Source organism: Corallococcus llansteffanensis (assembly GCF_003612055.1).
Taxonomy (GTDB): Bacteria; Myxococcota; Myxococcia; order Myxococcales; family Myxococcaceae; genus Corallococcus; species Corallococcus llansteffanensis.
The window spans coordinates 1-21,599 of the sequence record NZ_RAWB01000097.1; the positions used below are offsets into that span (position 1 = coordinate 1).

The 21,599-nt window shown below is 72.3% G+C and carries 15 protein-coding genes; 5 read left to right on the plus strand and 10 right to left on the minus strand.

Annotation, left to right across the window (positions count from 1 at the left end):
- Both D7V93_RS11830 and D7V93_RS11835 read left to right on the plus strand, forming a co-directional pair.
- On the plus strand, positions 1 to 1,277 hold a 1,277-nt coding region (locus D7V93_RS11830; RefSeq protein WP_147451143.1), incomplete at its 5' end, for a sigma 54-interacting transcriptional regulator.
- A gap of 139 nt (positions 1,278 to 1,416) precedes the next feature.
- Positions 1,417 to 1,770 (plus strand): hypothetical protein, encoded by a 354-nt coding sequence (locus D7V93_RS11835; RefSeq protein ID WP_244237251.1) that lies wholly within the window; start codon positions 1,417 to 1,419, stop codon positions 1,768 to 1,770.
- 14 nt (positions 1,771 to 1,784) lie between these two features.
- Here D7V93_RS11835 and D7V93_RS11840 read toward each other — a convergent pair whose 3' ends face one another.
- The 8 genes from D7V93_RS11840 to D7V93_RS11875 form a co-directional block, all read right to left on the minus strand.
- Entirely contained in the window at positions 1,785 to 5,336 is a 3,552-nt protein-coding gene (locus tag D7V93_RS11840; protein WP_120643505.1) for a serine/threonine-protein kinase, read from the minus strand.
- A gap of 124 nt (positions 5,337 to 5,460) precedes the next feature.
- Entirely contained in the window at positions 5,461 to 8,481 is a 3,021-nt protein-coding gene (locus D7V93_RS11845; protein ID WP_372338313.1) for a DUF4215 domain-containing protein, read from the minus strand.
- A 24-nt stretch (positions 8,482 to 8,505) separates the two neighbouring features.
- The gene (locus D7V93_RS47335; RefSeq protein ID WP_208722993.1) at positions 8,506 to 10,275 is read right to left on the minus strand and encodes an OmpA family protein; all 1,770 of its coding nucleotides are present in this window, start codon (positions 10,273 to 10,275) and stop codon (positions 8,506 to 8,508) included.
- A gap of 240 nt (positions 10,276 to 10,515) precedes the next feature.
- The gene (rnk, locus tag D7V93_RS11855; protein WP_120643508.1) at positions 10,516 to 10,932 is read right to left on the minus strand and encodes a nucleoside diphosphate kinase regulator; all 417 of its coding nucleotides are present in this window, start codon (positions 10,930 to 10,932) and stop codon (positions 10,516 to 10,518) included.
- A gap of 323 nt (positions 10,933 to 11,255) precedes the next feature.
- On the minus strand, positions 11,256 to 12,332 hold the full coding sequence (locus tag D7V93_RS11860; RefSeq protein WP_120643509.1) for an NAD(P)H-dependent flavin oxidoreductase: 1,077 nt from the start codon (positions 12,330 to 12,332) through the stop codon (positions 11,256 to 11,258).
- Positions 12,333 to 12,464: 132 nt separating this feature from the next.
- The gene (locus tag D7V93_RS11865) at positions 12,465 to 13,409 is read right to left on the minus strand and encodes a serine hydrolase (RefSeq protein ID WP_120643510.1); all 945 of its coding nucleotides are present in this window, start codon (positions 13,407 to 13,409) and stop codon (positions 12,465 to 12,467) included.
- Between the two features lie 21 nt (positions 13,410 to 13,430).
- Positions 13,431 to 14,633, minus strand: a complete 1,203-nt coding sequence (locus tag D7V93_RS11870; RefSeq protein ID WP_279636894.1) for a DUF819 family protein — start codon at positions 14,631 to 14,633, stop codon at positions 13,431 to 13,433.
- A complete protein-coding gene (locus D7V93_RS11875) occupies positions 14,630 to 15,658 on the minus strand; it encodes a dipeptide epimerase (RefSeq protein ID WP_120643511.1) in 1,029 nt (342 codons plus the stop codon). The genes D7V93_RS11870 and D7V93_RS11875 overlap by 4 nt, the downstream gene beginning before the upstream one ends.
- A gap of 101 nt (positions 15,659 to 15,759) precedes the next feature.
- On the opposite strand from D7V93_RS11875, the gene D7V93_RS11880 reads away from it, so the two are divergent.
- Together D7V93_RS11880 and D7V93_RS11885 are read left to right on the plus strand one after the other, a co-directional pair.
- Positions 15,760 to 17,154 carry a M20/M25/M40 family metallo-hydrolase gene (locus D7V93_RS11880; protein WP_120643512.1) on the plus strand — a complete coding sequence of 465 codons (1,395 nt, stop codon included), beginning with the start codon at positions 15,760 to 15,762 and terminating at the stop codon, positions 17,152 to 17,154.
- A 67-nt stretch (positions 17,155 to 17,221) separates the two neighbouring features.
- Positions 17,222 to 18,118: an aspartyl/asparaginyl beta-hydroxylase domain-containing protein gene (locus D7V93_RS11885; protein ID WP_120643513.1), complete on the plus strand. Its 897-nt coding sequence runs from the start codon at positions 17,222 to 17,224 to the stop codon at positions 18,116 to 18,118.
- A gap of 16 nt (positions 18,119 to 18,134) precedes the next feature.
- Here D7V93_RS11885 and D7V93_RS11890 read toward each other — a convergent pair whose 3' ends face one another.
- Positions 18,135 to 18,869 carry a class I SAM-dependent methyltransferase gene (locus D7V93_RS11890; RefSeq protein ID WP_244237253.1) on the minus strand — a complete coding sequence of 245 codons (735 nt, stop codon included), beginning with the start codon at positions 18,867 to 18,869 and terminating at the stop codon, positions 18,135 to 18,137.
- Between the two features lie 244 nt (positions 18,870 to 19,113).
- Between D7V93_RS11890 and D7V93_RS11895 the strand changes: the two genes are divergently transcribed.
- On the plus strand, positions 19,114 to 20,145 hold the full coding sequence (locus D7V93_RS11895; protein WP_120643514.1) for a linear amide C-N hydrolase: 1,032 nt from the start codon (positions 19,114 to 19,116) through the stop codon (positions 20,143 to 20,145).
- A gap of 31 nt (positions 20,146 to 20,176) precedes the next feature.
- On the opposite strand, the gene D7V93_RS11900 is transcribed toward D7V93_RS11895, so the two are convergent.
- On the minus strand, positions 20,177 to 21,599 hold a 1,423-nt coding region (locus D7V93_RS11900), incomplete at its 5' end, for a HEAT repeat domain-containing protein (RefSeq protein WP_147451144.1).

Consider the following 21,599-nt stretch of genomic DNA (forward strand, 5'->3'; position numbering starts at 1 on the left):
CCGCCGGGGCCCTGGTGGCGGGAGTGCCGCTGGTGCTCGCCGGGCGCGTGGCGCTGCTGCTGCACCGGGCCTCGTCCCGCGCCCCCGCGCCGAACTCGGCGAGCCTGACGGCGCTGGGCATGGTGGGGGACAGCGAGGGCATCCTCCGCGTGCGCGAGGACGTGCTGCGCGTGGCCGACCTCCAGGTGCCCGTGCTGGTGCGGGGCGAGACGGGCACGGGCAAGGAGCTGGTGGCCCGGGCGCTCCACGCGCAGGGGCCCCGCCGCGCCGGCCCCTTCGTCAGCGTCAACCTGGGCGCCCTGTCGAAGGACCTCATCGCCGCGGAGCTGTTCGGCGCCCTGCGCGGCGCGTTCACCGGCGCCACGCGCGACCGCGAGGGCTTCTTCCGCGCCGCGCACGGCGGCACCCTCTTCCTGGACGAGGTGGCCGAGGCGCCCCCGGAGGTCCAGGCTGCGCTCCTGCGCGTGCTGGAGACGGGCGAAGTGTATCCGGTGGGCGGGCACGCGCCCGTGCGCGTCGACGTGCGGCTCGTCACCGCCACCGACGCGGACCTGGAGGCGCGCATCCGCGACGGCCGCTTCAAGGCCCCGCTGCTGCACCGGCTCGCGGGCTTTGAAATCGCGGTGCCGCCCCTGCGCGAGCGCCGCGAGGACATCGCGTCGCTGTTCCTCCACTTCGCCCGCCAGGAGCTGGAGTCCACCGGCGAGGCCGGGCGCCTGACGTCCGAGGACGCGCGCGCCGAGCCGTGGCTCCCCGCCTCCCTCGCCGTGCGCCTGGTGCGCTCCGCGTGGCCCGGCAACGTGCGCCAGCTGCGCAACGTGGCCCGTCAGCTCGTCATCGGCAGCCGGGGCCTGCCCGGGCTGCGCGTGGACGCCCGGCTGGAGCAGATGCTGGACGCCGACGCCCTGCCCATCCCCGGCCACCAGCCCCTGGCCCTGGAGGCGCCCTCCCCTGTCGACAGCGCCCCCGACGGCGCCCGCGCACCCGTGCGGCGCAAGCCCGCGGACGTGAGCGAGCAGGAGGTGCTGGAGGCCCTGCGCGCGTGCGCGTGGGACCTCAAGGCCACCGCGGACTGGCTGGGCATCCCGCGCTCGTCCGTGTACGTGCTCATCGACAAGAGCTCGCTGCTGCGCACCGCGCGCGACCTGAGCCCGGAGGAGATCACCCGCTGCTTCCATGAGTGCGAGGGCGACCTGGACCGGATGGTGCAGAAGCTGGAGGTCTCCCGCCGCGCGCTCCAGCGGCGCGTCCGCGAGCTGGGCCTGGAAGGCACCTGAGCTGACACGTCAGCCCCGGGCCGTGACGCGCCAGGGACGTGTCCGGGCCTCCGCGCCAGGGGGACTCCGACTGGAATCTTCCGAGCGCGGCCGCAAAAGCCTGCGGACTGGTACGCGCGCTGCAATGCTGGGGGGACCTATGGCCAACATCACAGTCGACCTTTCCACGACCCCCATCACCTACAGCCCCGGCCCCGAAGTGAAGCATGGGGACACGGTGACCTTCTCCCTGGGCAGCCTCGCCATCTCCACCGAGGCCACCGTCACGTTCACCGACGGGACCTGCCTCACCACGTCGGGCCCGTACCAGCTGGGGGGCACCCACGCCGCCGCGACGTCGCCGCTGACCGTCTCCAACTCGGCGCCAAAGAGGGCCTACCCCTTCGACGTGGTCATCAACGACGACCTGAAGGACCGCAAGGTCGGGCCGGGAGAGCATGACCGCAAGAACGGCGGCATCGACGTGACGAGCGACCCGCCGGAAGGCCGGTAGTTCGCGGGGCCCCCTCAGGGCCCCTGGGCGTCGGCCGCGCGCTCCAGCACCGGGGCGCGCGGTCCGGCGCGAAGCCGCAGCAGCTCCTCCCGCACCGCGCGAGCCCGTGCCCACCGGGGACGGGCCGCCACCACCGCCTCCACCAGCTCCAGCCCCCGCGTCACCCCGGCCGTCGCGTCCCGGCCTTCGCCTGGCCGCCACCGGGCCTGCGCGCCGTGGAAGTCCGCCGCCGCGAGCCGGTACTCCAGCCTCGGGTCCCGCTTGAGCGCCTCCTCGAAGGCCTGCGCCGCGCGCGTGAAGTCCCCCTCCGCCGCGCCGTGGCCGCGCGCCGTCCAGCGGGCCCGCACGCTCACGGCCTCCGCCAGGTAGCGCCACGCATTGCCCAGGCGCGGGTTGAGCTCGCGCGCCCGGTTCAGCGCCGCTTCGGCCCGCGACAGGTCCTGGGCAGGGTCCTTCCCTTGCGACAGCGTCCACGTCGCCTGGTGCACCCACGCCTTGCCCAGGTTCGCCAGGAAGTCCGCGTCCTCCGGCAGCCGCTGGAGCGCCTGCCCGTAGTGCTCCACGGCGGCGCGCAGCGCGGCGCTGGGGTCCTGGCCCTTCGCGAGCTGGAGCTCGGCGCGGAAGGCCTCCCACTCGCCCAGGTTGTTGAAGGCGAAGCCCTGCGTGGGCGCCAGCGTGCGGGCCTGCTCGAAGGACGCTCTCGCCTGCGCGAGCAGGGCCTCCGTATCGCCGCCCTCCTCCGCGCGCAGCTCCGCCTGCCAGAACAGCGCGGAGCCCAGGGCGTTGTGCAGCGCGGGCTGCTTCGCGTTGAGGGCCAGCCCCTGCCGGTACAGCGCCAGGGCCCGCTCCAGGTCCACGCTCACGTCCTCGCCCCGGACGTGGTGGGCGCGCGCGAGCTGCTCGGCCACCTCCGCGCCGTTGAAGCACGCGCTGAAGTTGTCCGGGTTGAGGGACAGGGCCCGGGTGAGCGCGCTGTTCGCCTTGCGCAGGTCCCCCGCCGCGTCGGCCGCGTCCGGCGCGTCGGCCCGCTTGCGGTAGGCCACGCCCAGGTTGATCCACGTGAGCGGCTCCTGCTCGCTCAGCCGCAGGGCCTCCAGGTACGCGTCGATGGCCTTCGTCCGGAACGGGAGCGCGTCCCCTCCGCGCGCGGCCTCCGCGTCCGCCTGCCCCTGCCACGTCAGGCCCAGGTTCGCGTGGAAGGCATAGTCGCGGTCCTCGGGGCGCAGGCGCTCGAAGGCGGCGGTCGCGCGCCGGAGCTGTTCACGCGGATCCGCTCCGTGGAGCTGCTGGTAGCGCGCCCACTGCCGGTGCGTGAGGGCCTGCTCCAGCGGGATGCGGGCGCTCGGCGGCGCGACGGCCTCCGCGGTGCGCAGCGCCTCCAGGGACTTCTCCAGCAGGGCCTCCACGCCCTCCCCGCCCTGGTTCGTGCGCTGCTCCGCGAGCCGGCGGTGGAAGCGCGCCACCAGCACCAGCGCGCGCGCATGGTCCGGCGCAGCGGCCAGCGCGTGCGACAGCGCCTTGAGGCCCCGCTCGTAGTGCGGCAGCACGTTGCCCTCGCCGTACAGCTCCATCACCATCGCGGCCAGCTCCAGCCGGCCCAGCACCGCGTGCACGCCCGGCTGGCTCTCCGCGGTGGCGACGGCCGCGGCGTACGCCTCGCGGCTCAGGGACAGGTCCGCCTGCGAGCCCGCGCGGTCGCCACCGTTCCAGCGCTGCATGGCGCGCGCGAGCAGGATGTCCCCGCGCAGCAGGGGCGCCTCGTAGAACCACGGCACCTGCATGCCGGGCGTGCCCAGCAGGGACAGGGCCTCCTCCGGCCGGTCCTCGTAGAAGGCGAACAGGGCCTTCACGAACGCGGGCGGCGCGGGGACGTCCGGCCCTTCGGCCTGACGCAGGTACGCGAGCGCGGGGTCGCGGTAGCGCCGGTTCAACTCCTCGCGGCGGGCCTCGCGCTGTTCAGGCGCGCGGCGCTCCACGTCCAGCAGGAGCTGGTCGCGGTAGAGGTGGCCCAGCACCTGCGCCAGCGCCCACGCCACGCGGGGCTCGCGGTAGCCGTGCGTCCACGCGGCCTCCAGCTTCTCGCGGGCACCGTCCAGGTCGTCCAGGGCGAACAGCGCGCGGCCCAGCGCGTACTGCCCGGCGCCTTCCGCCTGCGCGCCCGCGCGCCGCACGTCGGCCTCCAGCGTGGCCATGTTCGCGCGCAGCGCCTGCCGGTCCTCGCGCGTGTCGTGCAGGCGCGACAGGGCGGAGTAGCGCACCGCGGACTCGATGCGCTCCACGCGTTCGGTGAAGGCGCGGGCCAGCCGCTCCCGCTCGGCCACCTGGGCGCGCGCGAGCGTCGCCTGTCCCAGCGCGCCGGCCACCACCACCACCACGCCCGTGCCCAGCATCAACGCCGCGCGGTGCTTGCGGACCTTCTTGCGCAGCCAGTAGCGCGCGCCCTGCCGGGCCCGCACCGGCTCACCCGCCAGGAAGCGGTGCAGGTCGTCCGTGAGCGAGCGCACGGAGTCGTAGCGGAGGGGCCGCTCCTTCTCCAGGCACTTGAGGACGATGGCCTCCAGGTCCTCCGGGATGTTCGCGTCCAGCGCGCGCGGCGGCACCGGCGCCAGCGTCTGGAGCCGCGTGAGTACCTCCGTCTCGGTGCTCCCGGTGAAGGGGGGCTGCCCGGTGAGCAGCGCGTACAGCGTGCCGCCCAGGGCGTAGACATCCGCGCGGCGGTCCAACCGGTGGCCCTCGCCCCGGGCCTGCTCGGGCGGCATGTAGTGCGGCGTGCCCAGCACCGCGTTGGGGTGGCCGCCCTCCTCGCGCCAGTCGCGCGCGAGGCCGAAGTCCATGACGAAGGGGTTGAAGCCCCCGTCCTCCGTGCGCTCCACCAGGATGTTGCCGGGCTTCAGGTCGCGGTGGACGAGCCCCGCGCGGTGCGCCGCGTGCACGCCCTCCGCGGCCTGGGCCAGCACCAGCACCCGCTGCTCCAGCGTGAGCGTGTTGGAGAGCTGCCCCAGCGACGGCCCCTCCACGTAGCGCATGGCGATGAACGCCTGGCCGCGCACCTCGCCCACCTCGTAGACCTCGCACACGCGCTCGTGGCGCACGCGGGCCTGGGCCCGCGCCTCGGACAGGAAGCGGCGGGCCAGTTCCGGGTCCCCGTCCCGCACGAACTTGAGCGCCACGTTGCGGCGCAGGAGCGGGTCGTACGCCAGGAACACCGTGCCCATGCCACCCTGGCCCAGGAAGCGCACCGGCTCGTACCGGTCCCACCCGGGCACCGGAAACACGGGCGCGCCCTCCGTGTCCACCGTCGCGGGCGGCGCCGTCGACAGCGTGGGGGCCTCCTGGATGGGTGCGCCACCCCGGTCCGTGCGCTCGCGGGCCAGGTCCTTCCGCAGGAGGTCCAGGGTGTTCTCCGTCAGCAGCCCCCGTTCCTTCATCAACTCCAGGGGGCCGCGGTTCAGGCGGAGGGCCTCCTCGCGCAGGGCTGCCGCCTCGTCCGAGGACAGCAGCCCTTCGTCCAACGCGAGAAGGACCTCTTCCTCGTACAACTCCTGATGGCGGCCTGCCCCGTGCACGGACGGAGCATACGGGGAAGGCCAGAAAATGCGGGAGCGCCGCCGGAAGGGCGCCGTGGGAGGGAGCGAGGGGGCGCTCCCGAAGGGGGAACGGCCGTCCCCCTCCGGCGGGCTCCGCGAACCGCTAGGAGGTGCGGCGCTGCCTCTTGCGCAGCCCCAGGAGGCCCAGCAGGGCCAGCCACGAGGCGTCCGGCGCGGCGCTACAGCCACCGCCCGCGAAGGCACGCGTGTTCAGCACCGTCCAGGTGTGCACCGCGGGCGAGGTATCCACGTTGCCTACCCCGTCCACCGCGCGCACGCGCAGGGTGTGGTCCCCCGGCCCGACGTCGTAGCTGTCCTCGCACGGGACGAAGTCGCCGCCGTCGAGGCTGCACTGGAACGTCACGCCCTCTTCCTGGGGGCCGTACTCGAACTCCGCGGACCGGTCGTTGGTGCGCGCGTCCGGGCCCCGGACGATGACGGTGTCGGGGGCCTGCGTGTCCACGACGAAGGGCACGGTGTTGGACACGGGGCTGGTGCCGCCGCCACCGGGCAGCTCGGCGGTGGACGTCACCGCGTGCGGGCCTTCCGTCAGCGGGGTGGTGGGCACGCAGCTCCACGCCCCGGCCGCGTCGACGGTGGCGGTGCAGAGGACCGTGTCGCCTTCGCGCACCGTCACCTTGCTGCCGGGCTCGCCGGTGCCGGTGATGGGCGGGGTGGTGGTCGTCACCGTGGTGCCCGGCGCGGGGCCGGTGATGACGGGGGTCGCCGCCACCTCCAGGGTGCACGTGGCCGAGCAGCCGTCGCCCGGGGTGGTGTTGTTGTCGTCGCACGTCTCGCCCGCCTCGCGCACGCCGTTGCCGCACACGCCCGGGACCACGCACTTCTGGGTGGTGAGGTCGCAGACATCCTCGCAGACGTTGGACGCGTTGCACGTCTCGCCCAGGCCCAGCAGGCAGCGCGGCGAGCAGCTGTCGCCGTCCACCAGGTTGCCGTCGTCGCACACCTCGGCGCCCGCGCGGACGCCGTCACCGCACGTCGTCCCGCAGAGGCTGGGCGCGCCGTTGCACGAGTAGCCCGCCTCCACGCGGCAGGTGCTGGAGCAGCCGTCGCTGTTGGCGGCATTGCCGTCGTCGCACACCTCGCCCGCGTCGATGGCTCCGTTGCCGCAGGTGTTGAAGCACTGGGTGCCCGGCGCGGGGCAGCTCCAGCCCGGCTCCACCTGGCAGGTCGGGCTGCAGCCGTCCCCCGCAGTGGTGTTGCCGTTGTCACAGGCCTCGGCGCCCGCGGTGATGCCGTCGCCGCAGAGGGTGATGCACGTGCTCGGGGTGCCCGAGCAGCTCCAACCCGGCTCGACGCGGCAGCCGTTGGAGCAGCCGTCACCCGACTCCATCTCGGCGTCGTCGCACGTCTCGCCCGTCTCGAAGGTGCCATTGCCGCAGGTGTAGGCACACACGGAGGGGCCCGCCGCGGGCGTGGTGCAGGCGTAGCCGCGCTCCACGCGGCACTCGGTGGAGCAGCCGTCAGTGGACGTCAGGTTGCCGTCGTCACACTGCTCACCGGGGTTCACGGTGCCGTTGCCGCACGTCAGGGCGCAGGGCTGGCCCGGCGTGGGGCAGGAGGCGCCCACTTCCAGGGTGCAGGCGTTGGAGCAGCCATCGCCCAGGGCGGTGTTGCCGTCGTCGCACAGCTCGCCGGGGTTGAGGACGCCGTTGCCGCACGTCAGGGCGCAGGTGGACGGGGTCCCGGAGCACGTGTAGCCCTGTTCGATGCGGCACGCCGCGGAGCAGCCATCCGAGCTGAACGCGTTGCCGTCGTCGCACTGCTCGCCAGCGTTCACGGTGCCGTTGCCGCAGGTGAGCACGCAGGCGCTGCCCGGGGTCGGGCAGGCGTGGCCCGCCTCCACGCGGCAGCTCGCGTTGCAGCCGTCGCCGGGCGTCAGGTTGCCGTCGTCGCACTGCTCGCCGGGGTTCAGGTTGCCGTTGCCGCACGTCTTGGCGCAGACGCTGGGCGCACCCGCGCAGCCGTAGCCGGGCTCGATGCCGCAGCTGTTGCTGCAGCCGTCGTTGTTGGCGGTGTTGCCGTCGTCGCACTCCTCGCGCAGGGAGATGGCGCCGTCGCCGCAGCGGTCGTCATACGCATCCACGAACAGGTAGCGGAAGGCATTCGGGATCGAGGCCGCGTTCTCGTTGCACAGCTCGATGCGGTTGATGCCCGCGTGCCAGGGCGCGCTGGAGCCGAACTCGCGGAAGATGTTCTTCTGCCACGGCTGGCCGGAGGGCTCGCTGACCGTGACGGGGTTCACGGTCGTGCCGTTCACCTTGGCGCTGTCGAACTGGTTGTCATTGAAGGTGGCCAGGCGCAGGCGGAACTGCGAGATGGTCGTCGTCGAGGGCACCAGGAAGTCCTGGTACACGCACGTCGGTGCGCCCAGGGGCGCCGCCATGAAGCGCGCGGTCTGCATCTCCAGCGGCCAGTCATTGGCGTTGCGCACGCCGGTGGTCGCACCGGTGTTGGTGCCCGCGTAGAACCAGTGCGGATCCGCCACGATGCCCTCCAGGCGGCGGTTCTGCGCGTCCACGCCGGTGTTGAACACCGCCACACCCGCCCTCACGCAGCGGCTGGGGCTGCCAGCGCACGCGAAGCCGGGCTCCACCTCGCACTGCCGGCTGCACCCGTCGCCCTCGAAGCGGTTGCCGTCGTCGCAGACCTCCTGCGCGAAGGACGGGTACTGGCGGTTGTCGAACGCGCCGTTGCCACACAGGGACAAGTCACACGTGGCCGAACAGCCGTTGCTGCCGGTGGCGGTGTCGCCGTCGTCGCACAGCTCGCCCGTGTTGGGGACGTTGTTGCCGCACAGGCTCGCGAGCGAGCAGGCGTTGCCGGGCACGTGGCACAGGTAGCCGGCCTCCACCGTGCCGGTGGCCGTACAGCCGTCGCCGGAGACGGTATTGCCGTCGTCACACTGCTCGCCGGGCTGGAGCCGGCCGTCGCCCACGAGCGCCGACGACTGGCTCGCGAGGACGGGTTCGGGCGTGAAGGGAGTCGAGACGGTCGTCTCGCATCCCATGAGGAGGAACAGGGAGCACAGGGCCGCGGCGGTGAAGCCCGCGCGAGCCGCCGTGCGTGACGCCTGTCCCCGGAAGAGGGAATCCATGACGTTCATGAACATGAAGGGTGTGCCTTGCTTCTAAAGGGGGTCCGGAGAGGAGGAGGCCGGCGTCGTCTGCACGCCCTCGGCCTCCCCGACGATCTTGAATTCGACGCGGCGGTTCTTCGCGCGGCCTTCCGCCTTGGCGTTGTCCGCGATGGGCTGCTGAGGACCGAAGCCGTGGCCTTCCAGGCGCTCGCGCTGCACGCCCTTGCTCACGATGTAGGCCGCCACCGCTTCAGCACGCCGCTGGGACAGGTCCAGGTTGTACTCGGCCTTGCCCTTGTTGTCGGTGTGGCCCTCGACGCGGATCTTCGCGATCTCCGGGTGGGAGGCGAGGATGGCCGCGACCTTGTCGAGCACCGCGTAGCTGCGCGGCTGGATGACGTCCTTGTTGTTCTCGAAGAAGACGGCCTCCAGGATGGAGATGCGGTTCTGGCCCACGTCGATGCGCGCGAGCGGCGCTTCCTTGCAGCCGCCGTTGGCCACGGTGCCGGGCTCGTCGGGGCAGTTGTCCACCCGGTCGACGACCGTGTCGGCGTCGCGGTCGGGCTCCACGTCCGGGCAGCCGTCCTGGTCCTTGAAGCGGTTGACGGTCTCCGGCTCGCGCGGGCAGGCGTCCTTCGAATCGACGATGCCGTCCTTGTCCGTGTCGGGGTCGTCCGGGCAGCCGTCCTCGTCCTGGAAGCCGTTCTTGTTCTCCGCCTGGGCGGGGCACTTGTCGGCGAGGTTGGGCAGGCCGTCCTTGTCGTCGTCGCCGTCCGGGCAACCCTGGAGTTCGGCGAGGCCGGCGATGGCGGGGCACTTGTCCACGCCGTTCTTCACGCCGTCATGGTCCGCATCGAGGTCGGGACACTCGGCCGTCACATAGGGTTGTCCCTCGATACAGACGGGAGCGGGGGGCGCGGGGGGCGTCCCGAAGGCCACGCCCGCGAGCACGCGGAAGCGCGGCGTGCCCGGCGTCTGGCCAAAGCCCGGACCGCCCATGACGTACAGCTCGGTGCCGTCCGCGGTGGGGACGCGCAGGCCCAGCAGGACCTCCATGGAGCTGGGGGAGTCCTGCACGGGCAGCGTGCCGCGCACGAGCACTTCCTCGCGCAGGCCGAAGAGGCCGGCGGACACGTTGATGCCGCCGTTCAGCTCCGTGCCCATCTCGTCGAGCGGGGGCTGCGTCTCCGGAGAGAGGGCATACGTCTTCGTGCGCACGAGCGTGCCCACGTCGGCGCCCACGCGGAAGGTGTTGGCCAGCCGCTTGCCCAATCCCAGCCGCGGGGAGAAGGTGAAGCCCTCGTCACGGGTGAGGGCCTCCTTGCTGCCCAGGGGCAGCGCCACGCCCAGGTGCAGGCCGAGGTCGAGCGGGGCGCCGCGGTCCTCGGAGAGGAAGCCGACGCGGGCCTGGAGCCAGGGCGTGCCGAGCGCGCTCTTGGAAGGACTGGTCACGCCCAGGCCCGGGGTCTCCGGACCCCACTGGGCCATGAAGGGAATCTGCGCGCCGACCTCCAACCAGTTGGTGAAGGAGTACGCGGCGCTCAGGTGCGCCGTGACGCGGTTGGAGATGATGACGCCCTGCTGGACATCGTCCTCCAGGAGGACGAGGGGGCGGTTCTCGTAGTGCGCGGTGAGCCCGACGCGGTACTGGCCCGCGGGCAGCAAATCACCGGTGGACAGCACGAGGCTGTCGCGCGCGCCGGGGTTGAGCTGCAGGCGCTCCAGTTCGATGCCCGGAATGGTGCTGGTCTGGGCCTGGGCGCTGAAGGCGCAGAGGACGGCCAGTCCTCCGAGCCCAAGGTGATGCCTTCGTGCGAACAAGCGTTCCTCCACACTCCACACGCGGACGTAGAGACGCCCGCGACCCCTCGCGTGCGAGGGGCCCTGGCACAGTTGCACGCCAGGGGCCAGGAGGTGTCGGAAGAACGACAGTGAGGAACGGCGCGGGGATGCGGGTGCGCCGGGGTGGAAGCGCCGGGCGCTGACGCGTCAACGGAGGCCCGCTGACACACGGGACCCGGCGGCTGACACGTCAGGCGCGCGCCGGGTCCCGCCCGGGTGTCACAGGTGGAAGTGGCCGGCGGCCTCGGGCTGGTAGGGCACGGCGACGATGCGCAGGCGGCGGGTGCGGCCGTTGGGGAGGGGCCACTCCACGGTCTGGCCCACGGACAGGCCAATGAGCGCGCTGCCCACGGGGGCGAGGACGGAGATGCGGCCCGCGTCGCTGTTGGCGTCCTTCGGGTAGACGAGGGTGACCTCGCGCTTCTCGCCGGCCTCCTCGTCCTCGAAGACGACGGTGCTGTTCATCGTGACGACGTTCGCGGGGATGGCGGAGGAGGAGGTGACGACGGCGCGGGCGAGCTCGGACTCGAGCTGCTCCACCAGCTCCGCGTTGCGGGGCGAGCCGTACTGTTCGACGACGCGCTCCAGGCGCTGGAGGTCGGTGTCGGTGACGATGAGGGGATGGTTGTGCGTCATGGGGGCTGCCTCCTGGCGATGTGAAGCGATGACGGCGCCACGCATTCCCGGAAAAGGGAGCGCATGGTGGGACGTCAGGTGTAGGGGTGGAGAGGACGCCGACCGTCGCGAGCTACACGGGACGGGCGGCGTGGGTGACCAGCCAGGCGGTGGCTCGGCCATGGGCAGGCAGCGTCCGGCGCACGGAGACCCGGCGCGGAGCACGCTGCATGCTGGCTGTGAGCGAAACCGTCATCTGGACAGGGACCCGGGACTGCGAACGCAGTGGAGCCCTGAATGTAGCCGCCCCGTCCCTGATTGCAACCCGACCTCCCGGGACGACGTCAGCCGCGCGCCGCCGCCAGCGCGGCGTCGGTCTCCGCCACCAGGGTCCGCACCAGATCCGCCGCCGAGCCGTCGCGCGACAGCCCCACGCCCTGCCCGGCCCACAGCGCCATGTAGCGCGTGTCGCCCCGCTGTGACGCCGCGACCTTCAACGCGCGCGTGGCGCCGTGGAGCTGCGGATACGGCAGGAAGGCGCCTGCCTCCTCCAACGTGGTGGTGAGCACGTTGGGGATGGCGCGCGCAGGCCGGCCGGTGAGCGCACGGGTGATGCGCGACGACTCATCCCGGGCTTCACGCAACAGCTCGCGGTGCGCCGGCACCGTGCCGCACTCCTGGCACCGCAGGAACGCCGTGCCCAGTTGCACGCCCGCGGCACCCAGCACCCGCGCCGCCGCGATGCCGCGTCCGTCCATGATGCCGCCGCTGGCGATGACCGGCAGTCGCACCGCGTCCACCACCTGCGGCACCAGCGCCAGCGTCCCCACCAGCCCCGCCTCGAACGGGCCCCCAAAAGAACCCCGGTGTCCGCCGGCCTCGGAGCCCTGCGCGACAATCGCATCCACGCCCGCGGCCTCCAGCGCCAGGGCCTCGCGCACGTTGGTCGCCGTCCCGATGATGAGGATGCCGCGCGCGCGGACCTCGTTCAGCACCGCCGCGGGCGGAATGCCGAACGTGAAGCTGAACACGGTGGGCGCCGCTTCGAGCACCACCTCCACCTGCTGCATGAAGTCCGGCAGCGGAGCCTCCGCCACCTGGGGCGCGGGCAGCCCCAGCTCCGCGTGGAAGCGCTCCAGTAATCTCAGCACGGCCTGGGGATCGCCAGGAGCCACCGAGGCCCGGGGCGCGAAGAGGTTGATGGCATACGGCCGCGACGTCCGGGCCCTCACCGCCTTCGCCTGCTGACGGATGGCTTCCGGTGGCGCATCGGCGGCACCCAGGGAACCCAGCCCTCCCGCGTCCGCCACCGCGGCGACCAGCGCTGGAGGAGACAGGCCGCCCGCCATGGGTGCCTGGATGATGGGGTGCTGCACACCGAGCCGCTCGGCGAACCTGCGCCAGGCCTGGGGGTCCATCATGAGGTCACCTCGCGACGGGACGGTCCTTCCCTCATCCGGTCTGGATAGGGTGTGGCCGCGCTCCAGACTTGAGAAGCACGCGCGCCAGCGTACCCGGTCCAGACCGTCCGCCGGGACGCCCGCCCCCTTCCCTCACTCGCAGTCGTAGTTCGGCACGGGCGCCCCAGGCGCCAACACGACAGGGGCCGGGCCGCCCGCCTTCGCCAGGGCCTCACCACAGTCCAGCGCCGCGTCCTTCGACAGGTGGCGGTAGAGGACGCACGACGCGCGCTCCACGAAGAACGCCTGCTTCGGCCAGTCCGGTCCGCGCGAGGTGAGGATGGCCACCGCGTACCGGCCGCCGTCCGGCAGCGTCACGAAGCCCACCTCGTTGAGCACGTTGTAGCGCGCATCATCCGAGCAGCACCCCGGTGGCAGCCATCCACCCTTGTGCTGGAGCGAGGCGCGGGCACTCGGAGGCAGCCGCGTCCCCAACCAGCCGCCGCACCCCTCGCGGGGCGTCAATTCCATCCATTGCAGCAGCCGCGCCGTGGGCACGGGTTCCAGCAACTTCCGCTGGTCCACCGAGTGCAGGAAGGACACCGCGTCGTTCGCGCAGAAATAGTTGTCGTTCTGCATCACCCTCGGTGAGTTCGTCGCCTGGCGCGGCTTGCCGTAGTTCCACTTCGTCAGCGCGCTGTGCTCCAGCCCCACTTCATGGAGAAAGCGATTGATGGCATCCGGCCCGCCCACCAGGTCGATGACCTCACCGGACGCCTCGTTGTCCGAGGTGCGGAACACCTTCTCCGCGAGCGGCGCCACCTCTTCCAGCTCCCGCCGCGTGAGCGCCGCCGCCACCCAGAACACCTTCGCGGAGCTGGCGGAGATGTGCGGCTCCAGCCCCTTGAAGCTCGCGGACTCGCCCGTGCGCAGGTCCACCACCGCCAGCGCCAGGTCCGTGCCGGGGGACAGCAGCGCCGCCTCGCGCGCCAGCGAGTCCACCACGGCCTGCAACGAATCACGGGGGGGCCCCGTGTCCGGCGTCGTCGCACACGCGCTCATCGCCAGCAGCCCCGCCCAGGCCAGCACCTTTCGCATCCGCAACTCCTTCTCCGTGCGTCAGTGAATCAGCCGATACACCTGCTCCAGCACCAGCGCCGTCACCAGGCCGCAGTACGTGCCCAGCACGTACCCCAGCACCGCGAGCAGCACGCCCACCGGGGCCAGCGCGGGATGGAAGGCCGCCGCCACCACGGACGCGGAGGCCGTGCCGCCCACGTTCGCCTGCGAGCCCACCGCCGCGAAGAACACCGGCGCCTTCAGCCACCGCCGCGCGCCCATCGTCACGCCCGCATGGATGGCCATCCACACCGCTCCCACCGCCACCAGCGCGGGCGCATCCCACAGCCGCCGGAACTCCGCCTGCGCGCCAATCGTCGCCACCAGCAGGTACAGGAACAGCGACCCCACGCGGCTCGCCCCCGCGCCCTCCAGCTTGCGCACCGGCGTGAACGACAGCACCACGCCCACCGTCGTCACCAGCAGCACCACCCAGGTGAAGCCCGTGACGACGCTGCCCAGGTCCGGCAGCACCTTCGCGAGCGCCGTGCACCCCACCGTCACCCCGAACGCCACCGCGAGCATCGACAGCAGGTCCGGCAGGGTCGCGGGCCGGGCGGACGCCGCCTGGAGCAGGGCGGACTCCTCGCGCACCCGGTCCAGCGCCGCGCGGTCCGCGCCGATGCGCGCATCCATCGCCTTCTCGCGCCCGGCAAAGGACAGCAGCACCGCCGTCCACACGTTGGACACGCCCACGTCCACCACCACCAGCATGCTCAACGTGCTGTCCAGCGCGCCCACGCTCTGGCCAATGGCCACGAAGTTCGCGCTGCCGCCAATCCACGAACCACTGAGCGCCGCGAGCCCCTTCCACGCCTGGTCCCCCAGCTCCGCCGGCACCAACCACCCCAGCGCGAGGTACGCGAGCGGCCCGCCCACCATGATGCCCACCGTGCCCGCCAGGAACACGCCCACCGCGTTCCTGCCCAGCCGCGCGATGGCCGGCAGGTCCACCGACAGCACCAGCAACACCAGGCTCGCTGGCAGCAGATACACGCGCGTGAAGCGATACAGCTCCGACTGCGTGGGGATGACGCCCAGGTTCGACAGCAGCGTCGGCACGAAGTACGCGAACACCAGCAGCGGCACGACGTTGAAGAACCGCTCCACGGCGGGGAGCCGCTGCAACGTATACAGACCGGCCAGCACCGCGAGCAGCACGGCGAGCACCGCCATCGGGTCCTGGATGAGCGGCGGCGTCACGGCGCCGCCCGGGGCTCCACGCCCAGGCCCGGGCCGTCGCCCAGCTGGATGCGGCCACCCACCACCGGATGCGCGCGGTACGGGTCGTCCGCGAGCAGCAGGTTGCCGTCCAGGTCCACCCAGTCCACCAGCGGCGCCAGGTGCGCGCCCGCCGCGATGCCCAGCCCCGTCTCCACCATGCAGCCCAGCATCACCTTCAGGCCGCACGCGCGCGCCGTCTCGATGATGCGCAGCGCTTCGCGGATGCCGCCGCTCTTCTGGAGCTTCACGTTGATGCCGTGGAAGCCCTCCGCCAGCTTCGGCACGTCCGACGCCTTCGTCAGCGACTCGTCCGCCACCAGCGGCAGCGGCGAGCGCGCGCGCAGCCACTTCGCACCGTCCACGTCCGCCGCTGGCAGCGGCTGCTCCACCAGCTCCACGCCCTGGGTGGAGAGCCACTGGATGTGCGCCAGCGCCTCGTCCGGCTTCCAGCCCTCGTTCGCGTCCACGCGGATGGTTTGCGATGTCAGCGCACGCACCGTGCTGAACACCTCGCGGTCCTGACCGGAGCCCAGCTTCACCTTGAGCACGGGGAAGTCCGCCGCTTCGCGCACCTTCACCGCGAGCACCTCCGGCACGTCGATGCCAATGGACATGGATGTCACCGGCTGGCGCGTCGGGTCCACGCCCAGCATCCGGTACAGCGGCACGCCGATGACTTTTCCCGCCAGGTCATGCAGCGCCAGGTCCACCGCCGCCTTCGCCGCGGGGTTGTCCGGCAGCGCCGCGTCCAGCGCCTCGGACACGTCGCGGAAATAGCGCAGGTCGCGGCCCTCCAGGACCGGGGCCAGCTTCTGGAGCGCGGCCTCCACCGACTCCCAGGACTCGCCGTAGCGCACGTTGGGCGCGGCCTCGCCGTACCCCACGTGGCCTCCCGAGCGCACCTCCACGAACACGTTGCGCTTCACCGTGCTCGTGCCCCGGGAGATGGTCCAGGCGTGGCGCAGCGGCAACTCCACGGTGCGAAAGCTCAAGGGTGACGACATGGGTGGGGTTCCTCCTCCAGGTCCTCCTCCCTTAACACGGCGCTCCCGGTAAACACCGCTTCCATTGCCTTCCGGGAGCCAAGGCGCGAGCCTCGCACGCCATGCGTTTCCTGCCCCTGCTCGCCGTCCTGTTCGCGCTCGGATCCAGCCACGCCGCGTCATCCCGTCCCGCGCCGAAGGACGAGCTGCGGACGCTGCTCGCGGAGCTCATCGCGGCGGACACGTCCAACCCGCCCGGCAACGAGACGGCCGCGGCCCAGGTGGCGGCGCGCTGGCTGCGTGAGGCGGGCATCGAGTCGGAGCTCATCGAGCCGTCGCCCGGACGCGGAAATCTTCTGGTGCGCCTGAAGGGCAACGGCAAGGGAAGGCCGCTGCTCGTGCTCGCGCACCTGGACACGGTGCCCGCGGTGCGCGCCGAGTGGGCCACCGACCCGTGGAAGCTCACCGAGAAGGACGGCCTGCTCTACGGCCGGGGCGTACAGGACAACAAGGGCATGGCGGCGGCCAGCATCCTCGCGCTGCGCCGGCTGAAGCAGGACGGCGACAATCGCTCACGCGACATCGTCCTGTACCTGGGCGCGGATGAAGAGGTGGGCTCCGGGCAGGGGCTGGACTGGATGATGGAACACCGTCCGGAGCTGAAGGAGGCGGAGTTCGCGCTCAACGAGGGCGGCCTCACGGAGCTGTCCCCGGACCGCAAGTCGGTGCGCTTCGTGGCGCTCCAGGCCGCGGAGCGCGTGTCGCGCAACGTGACGCTCAAGGCCACCGGGCCCGGGGGCCACTCCTCCGCGCCGCCCGTGGACGCGGGGCCGCTGGTGCGCGTGGCCGCGGCGGTGGCGCGCGTGGGCGCCCTCACCTTCCCCGCCCACCTGACGCCCGCGGCCCGGCTCCACATCCTGGGCCGTGCGCCGACCACCCCAGGAGAATTGGGGGACGCGCTGCGCCGCATCGCCGCCGCGCCGGATGCGCCGCCGCAGGACGCGGTCGATACGGTGGCGAGGCTGGAGCCCGCGCTGGGCGCCGTGCTGCGCACCACCTGCGTGCCCACGGTCTTCAACGCGGGCACGCGCTCCAATGTCATTCCCGCCACCGCCGAGGCCACCGTCAACTGTCGTCTGTTGCCGGACACGGATGCGAAGGCCGTGCGCGAGCACATCGTCGCCGCCGTCAATGACAAGGGCATCCAGGTGGAGATGGACGTGTCGCCGCCGGACTCGCCCATGTCGCCCGTGGGAGACAACGCGATGTTCCGCGCGGTGAAGGCCGCCGCCGCGAAGGTGTGGCCCAACGCCCCGGTGATTCCGCGCCAGTCCACCGGCACCACCGAGTCCGCCACGCTGCGCAGGGCCGGCATCCACGCCTACGGCATCGATCTCTTCGCCCTCACGCCCGAGGATGCGCGCACCGCCCACGCGCCCAACGAGCGCGTGCCTGTGGCCTCGCTCCAGCCCGGCGCCGAGTTCGTCTACCTCACGCTCAAGCACCTGACGCGCTGACGCGTCCTTCCGTGACCTGGACGGTGCGCGCGCCAACGCGCTATGGCTTCTGTCTCAAGGAGAGGCCATGTCCGAAGCATCGCCCGAGGAGATCACCGCGCAGGTGCGCCAGCGCATCGTCGAGCTGGCCATGCAGGGCGGCTACTTCGACACCGTCCTGCGCGCGGGCAGCGAGCTGGCGCGCCTCCAGGAATACCTGCGGATGCTGGCCGGACAGGTGCCCCTGCCTCCCGCGACGCCCGGACAGTCCCCCACCATCTTCCCGCCGCTCCCCGGTCTGGAGGAGCGGCCCTGGCGCGACCCGCCCCCTCCCGTGGCGAAGGCGCTGGAAGGCTGCCTCGTGGCAGTGGAGCGGGACCTGGCGCGGCTGGAGAACGCGGACCTCTTGCACTACGACTCCGGCATCGTCGGCACGGGCCGCTGGTCCGTGCACCCCGTGTACTTCGCGGGCGAGCGCACCGACCGCCTCTTCTGGCCGGAGCTCGCGATGGAGGAGACGGCCGCCGCCGTGCAATCGCTGGATGGTGAGTGCACCGCGTTCCCGCTGGCGGATGTGCTCTTCTCCTCGCACGCGCCGGGCACCACGCTGACGCCGCATTGCAGCTGGGATGGCTTCCGGATGCGGCTCCACCTGGGGCTCAAGGTTCCGGAGGGCTGCGGCATCCGCGTGGGCACCGAGTCGCGACACTGGGAGGCGGGCCGCGTGCTCGCCTTCCACGACTCCTTCGAGCACGAGACGTGGAACCGCGGTCAGGAGCGCCGCGTGGTCCTCATCGTGGACTGCTGGCACCCGGGCCTCACCCTGGCGGAGCGGGAGGCCCTGCTGGGACTGACGCGGAAGTTCGAGGTCCGCGCGCTGCTCGCCCAACTGCGAGTCCCCGAGGCCATGGCGGAGCCGCTGCGGCTGCGCTTCGCCCAGGCGGAACAGACGGACGCCCAGGTGCGCCGCTTCTGGCGGACGTGAGCGGGCTGCCACTGCATCACGGGGCTTCGGGTGTTGGTCGGTACTCCTGGAGCCACACCTTCTCCACGCCCCAGGTGAAGAGCATCCAGCGGTAGGTGTGGCCCACGAAGCCCTCGGCTTCGATGGGCCGCGTCACCGTGACGATGCGCGTCCCGGGCCGACAGGTGCGCAGGTTCGTAATCAGCCGCTCCTTCGTCTCCGGAGTGAACGCCACCCAGTTGGTGAAGACGTGGGTGACGTCCGTCAGCGGCTCGCGCGTCATGTCGCCCACGGTGAGGGTGATGCCCGCGGGCTCGAGCCACGGCGCCACGCGCGCCACGTGGTCCGGGATGAGCTCCACGCCATGCGCCTCCGCCTTCAGCCATCGCGCGGCGATGAGCACCCGGCCGCGCCCCGCGCCCAGGTCCACCACGCGGCTGCCAGGGCCCACGCCCGCACGCATCAGGAAGAGCAGCGCCGTCAGCATCGGCGTCTCGCCGTAGACGAGCTCGCGGAACACCTGGCCCGTGGCCTTCAGCGCCCGGGCCATCTCGAAGGTGCGCCGCGCGCTGTAGGGCGTGCGCACGAGCCGCTGCCACCACAGCCCCAGATACGGCCGCAACAGCCGGGGCCGCCACAAGAGGAGCAGCACGTCGGTGAAGCGCACGAAGAAGGCGATGACGGTGCCCTGGAGCTGCAGCGCCACGCGCTCGAAGAACGGGAGGTCGAAGTCCTCCAGCGAGTCGTCGCTTCGCGGGGCGGGTTCCGTCATGCGCCGCGGAGGCTTGCCGGAATCCGGCGCCCGCGCAATGGCTCGCGTCTGACGGGAACGCGGACGCCTCCCGCCCGGACGCAGCCCGTCCATGCGCGCGGGGCACCTCCATCCAATCCCCTGGAATTCATCGGGATTCGGGCCTCACCTGGAGCTGGTGCGCGCCATGCAAAGGGAGTCAGGCACCGTGGAACACTCCCACCCCCGTGGGAGTCCAGGCCACCACGGAACGAGGAATGCCCCCATGTGCACCGACTTCCTGATCACCGGCACGGACTCCCGAGTCTCCACGAGCTTCGCCGTCAATGGCCGGAGCATGGAGTTCGGCAGGGACCTGAACTCCCAGCTCATGGTCCACGCCGCGGGTGAGGGCTTCAAGTCGAAGGCCCCGGACAACCAGCCGGGCCTCGCGTGGAAGTCGACGTATGGGTTCATCGGCCTCACCGCCCTCAGCGACGCCGTCCTCGTGGATGGCATGAACACGCAGGGGCTCTCCGTGGGCGCGCTGTGGCTGCCGGGCGCCACCTACCCGAAGGTCAGCCAGCCGTCACAGGCCCTGGCCCTGGTGGACTTCGTGACCTGGGCGCTCGGCACCTGCGGGTCCGTGGCGGATGTGAAGACCGCGCTCACCAACGGGAGCGTCCAGGTCTGGGAAGGCGACCTGCTCGCGAAGCTGCTCCCGCTGCACTTCCCCGTCCACGACGCGGCCGGCAACAGCATCGTCGTGGAGTTCACCGACGGGAAGCTCAACATCTACGAGAACCCCGTCGGCGTCTGCACCAACAACCCGCCCTTCCCCCAGCAGCTGGAGAACCTGGGCAACTACGCGAACCTGTCCCCCTGGGACGCGAAGCCCACGGAGCTGGGCACCCAGAAGTTCTCGCCCTCCGGCCACGGCAGCGGCATGCGCGGCCTGCCGGGGGACTCGACGCCTCCCGCCCGGTTCGTGCGCGCCGCCTACCTCAAGCAGTACGCGCAGCCCGTGTCGAACTCTACGGATGCCACCACCCTGGCCTTCCACCTGCTCAACACCGTGGACATCCCGCTGGGCACCAGCCGTGGCACCGACAAGCTGGGCAAGGACACCGTCGACTACACGCAGTGGGCCGTCGTGAAGGACCTCACCACGCTGACCCTCTCCGTGCGCTTCTACGGCAACCCGCTCGTGTACTCCGTCAGCCTCAACACGCTCGACTTCAGCGGGGCCGCCGGCAAGCCGTTCCCTGTCCCGGCGTCCCCCAACAGCATCGACCTCACCGCGAAGCTCTCCAGCTAGGCGGCGGGCCGTCCGTCGGTGCTGGGAAGGCTCACCCCAGCACCTTCTTCGCCCACTTCGACAGGGCCTTGTCCCCGGACGCGGCGGGCAACGCCATGAGGTGCGCGGCCACCTGCTTCCCGGCCACCGGGTTCTCCGCCGCGAGCTTCAGGTACACGGTCGCGCGCTCCACGAAGTCCGGCCGTCCCTGCGCCGCGTCCACGCGCGCCTTGAGTTCCTTCACCAGGTCGTCCGCGGGGAACCTCTCGAAGAGGCCCCGCAGCGCCTGCCGCTCCAGCGCCTCCGGGCGCACTTCCGCCAGGCTCACCGCGGGCTGAAGCAGCGCGAGCCCCAGCGTGCGCATGGCCTCCGCGACCACGCCAGGCTTCCACCCGTCCGCGAACGCGGCCAGCAGGGCCTCCGCGCCACGCACGTCCCCCAGCGTGCCCAGCGCGTACACCGCCGTCTTCGCCTCGTCGTCGTTGCCGCTCCGCGTCTGCACCAGGAGGATGAAGCGGTCGATGACGTCCGCGTCCCCCATCCACGCCAGCGCCTGCGCCGCCTCCCGCCGCACCTCGCGCGAGGGGTCGCCGTACAGCACCTGCCGCAGCGCGGGCAGCGCCACCGGGCCCTGCTGCGTCAGCAGGGTCACCGCCTGCGCGCGCGCCTCCTTCGTCGACTCGGAGAGCGCCGCCTGAGCCAGCGGCTGCACCTTCTCGCGCCGCTTCCGCATCAGCTCGCCCACCGCCGCCTCGCCGGCCTCCCGCGCGCGCACGTCCTCCAGCGTCTCCTTCGCGAAGAGGCGCAGGCCCGCGTCGTGGCCCTTGCGCGTCAGCGCATCCAGCTCGCGCCTCGCCTGGGAGCCGCCCAGCGCGCCCAGCACGCGGATGGCCGTGCTGCGCACCATGCGGCTGTGGTGCTCGCCCAGCGCGCCCCGCACGGTGTCCAGGGCTGCCTCCCCGCGCGTCGCCACCACCCGCGCCACGAAGGCGCTCGCCGCCCCGTCGCTCCACGCCGGGTAGTAGTCCCGCATCAGGGTGTCCACGCCCAGGCTGGCGTAGTAGCGCGCCGCGTGCGCCGCCGCCTCGTAGCGCGTCAGCTCTCCGCGCGCCCGGCGCACCATCGCCTCGCCCGGCGACAGCGCCACCTCCGGCCGCTGCACGTGGATGCTCGGGTGCGTGGGCACGGACTCAAGGCCGGACGTCTCCACCAGCACCGCGCCGGACAGCCGCACCAGCGCGATGCCCAGCACCTGGTACACCTTGATGAAGTCGTCCAGTCGCTCGCCCGGATCCGGCCGCTGCGCCAGCGCCTCCAGCAGCGCCCCCGGCTTCTCCAGCCCCAGCTCCCGGAGCCGCGCCACCAGCGGCTCCACCGTCCGGGTCCCCACCGCCGCGAGCCCGCTGGCGAACGCGTCCGCCAGTTCGTCCCGCACCTCCGCCAGCGCGATGGCCGCGCGCGACGCCCCCGCCGCC